Raw genomic sequence first — 1,709 nt, 5'->3', positions numbered from 1 at the left:
GAGTGGAACACCTATAAGCGCCAAGGACTCCCCGCGACCCCGATCTCGAGCGCGAGCGACGCTGCCATCGATGCCGCCATGCATCCGGCGGACGGTCCCTGGCTGTACTTCGTCACGATCAACCTCGAAACCGGGGAGACGCAGTTCTCCGAGACCATGTCCGAGCACGAACAGGGGATCGAGAAGTGGCGCGCGTGGTGCCGGGAAAACCCCGACGCGGGCTGCTGAGACGGTGACAGGTACCCGTCTGGCGGTCTGGGGCGACCCGATCGCGCACTCCAAGTCACCGGACCTGCACGCCGCGGCCTACCGCGTGCTGGGCATGGACTGGGAGTACGGGCGCCGTCAGGTCACCGCCGACGGATTCGCGGGGGCGCTCCGAGGACTCGACGACTCCTGGCGCGGTCTCTCGCTGACCATGCCGTTGAAGGAGGAGGCGTTTCGCGCCGCTGAGACGAGGGACGCCCACGCCGAGCTCACCGGCGCCGTCAACACCCTGCTGCTCGGGGACGCACCCGCGGGTTTCAACACCGACGTCGGAGGGATCGTCGACGCACTGGCTGAGGCCGGGGTGACCGAGGCGGGAACGGTCCGCATCCTCGGGGCCGGCGCCACGGCTGCCTCCGCGCTCGTGGCGGCGTCGGAGCTGGGTGCGACCCGGGTGTTCGTGCACGCCCGACGCCCCGAACGGGCGGAGGGGCTCGTGGCTCTCGGAGGGCGCATCGACCTCCTGGTGGAAGCCCACCCTCTCGATGGACCGACCGCGTACGCCGACCTCACGATCGCCACGCTGCCGAGTGGGACCGCACTCCCCGTCGACACCTCGACGGCCTTGGCGGCGAGCGGGGGAGCGCTCTTCGATGCCGCCTACGCGCCGTGGCCTTCGGCTCTCGCGGCGGGTTGGGGCGACGGGGCCGTGATCTCCGGACTCGGCATGCTGCTGCACCAGGCCGTTCGTCAGATCCGCGTCTTCCATCACGGGGATCCCCGCACAGAGCTGCCGAATGAGGACTCGGTCGTGGCCGCGATGCGCGCCGCGCTCTGACCCGACGCGCAGGACGAAACGCGGCGCGGCGGGGGGCCGAACCCGTGGGAGACTGGAGCAATGCTCCGCGTGCTCACGGCCGGCGAATCCCACGGCCCAGAACTCATCGCCGTCATGGAGGGTCTGCCCTCCGGCGTCCCTGTCTCCTCCGAAGCCATCCAGGCCGATCTCGCCCGCCGCAAGCTGGGCTACGGCCGTGGCTCGCGAATGAAGTTCGAGCAGGACGAGCTGACCCTCTCGGGCGGCGTCCGTCACGGCAAGAGCCTGGGTAGCCCGATCGCCCTGCGCATCGGTAACACCGAGTGGCCGAAGTGGATCGAGGTCATGAACCCCGATCCCGTCGAGCTCACCGACAAGTCCCGTGGGCGCAGCGCTCCGCTGACGCGCCCGCGCCCGGGGCATGCTGACCTCGTGGGCATGCAGAAGTACGACTTCGACGAGGCGCGTCCGATCCTCGAGCGTGCGAGTGCTCGAGAGACGGCGGCACGCGTCGCGCTCGGTGCCATCGCCCGTTCGTTCCTCGGCGAGCTCGGCATCCGTCTGGTCAGCCACACGCTCTCGATCGGTCCGGTGCAGGTTCCTCCGGGATCTGCTCTTCCGACTCCGGATGACGTGGATGCCCTGGACGCCGATCCGCTGCGTTGCTTCGACCCCGCGACCTCGG

Annotated in this window: 3 protein-coding genes; all 3 read left to right on the top strand. The window is 69.9% G+C overall.

The genetic code is table 11. From position 1 onward, the window contains the following. Positions 1 to 228 (top strand): endolytic transglycosylase MltG (locus tag ACNPM4_RS11180; protein ID WP_448985753.1); only part of this gene is annotated, 228 nt, incomplete at its 5' end. Between the two features lie 4 nt (positions 229 to 232). Next, the gene (locus tag ACNPM4_RS11175; protein ID WP_448985752.1) at positions 233 to 1,045 is read left to right on the top strand and encodes a shikimate dehydrogenase family protein; all 813 of its coding nucleotides are present in this window, start codon (positions 233 to 235) and stop codon (positions 1,043 to 1,045) included. A gap of 60 nt (positions 1,046 to 1,105) precedes the next feature. Then, on the top strand, positions 1,106 to 1,709 hold a 604-nt coding region (locus tag ACNPM4_RS11170), incomplete at its 3' end, for a chorismate synthase (RefSeq protein WP_448985751.1).

This window comes from Microbacterium umsixpiens, assembly GCF_053543675.1.
This window is presented reverse-complemented; position numbering and strand designations above follow the sequence as displayed.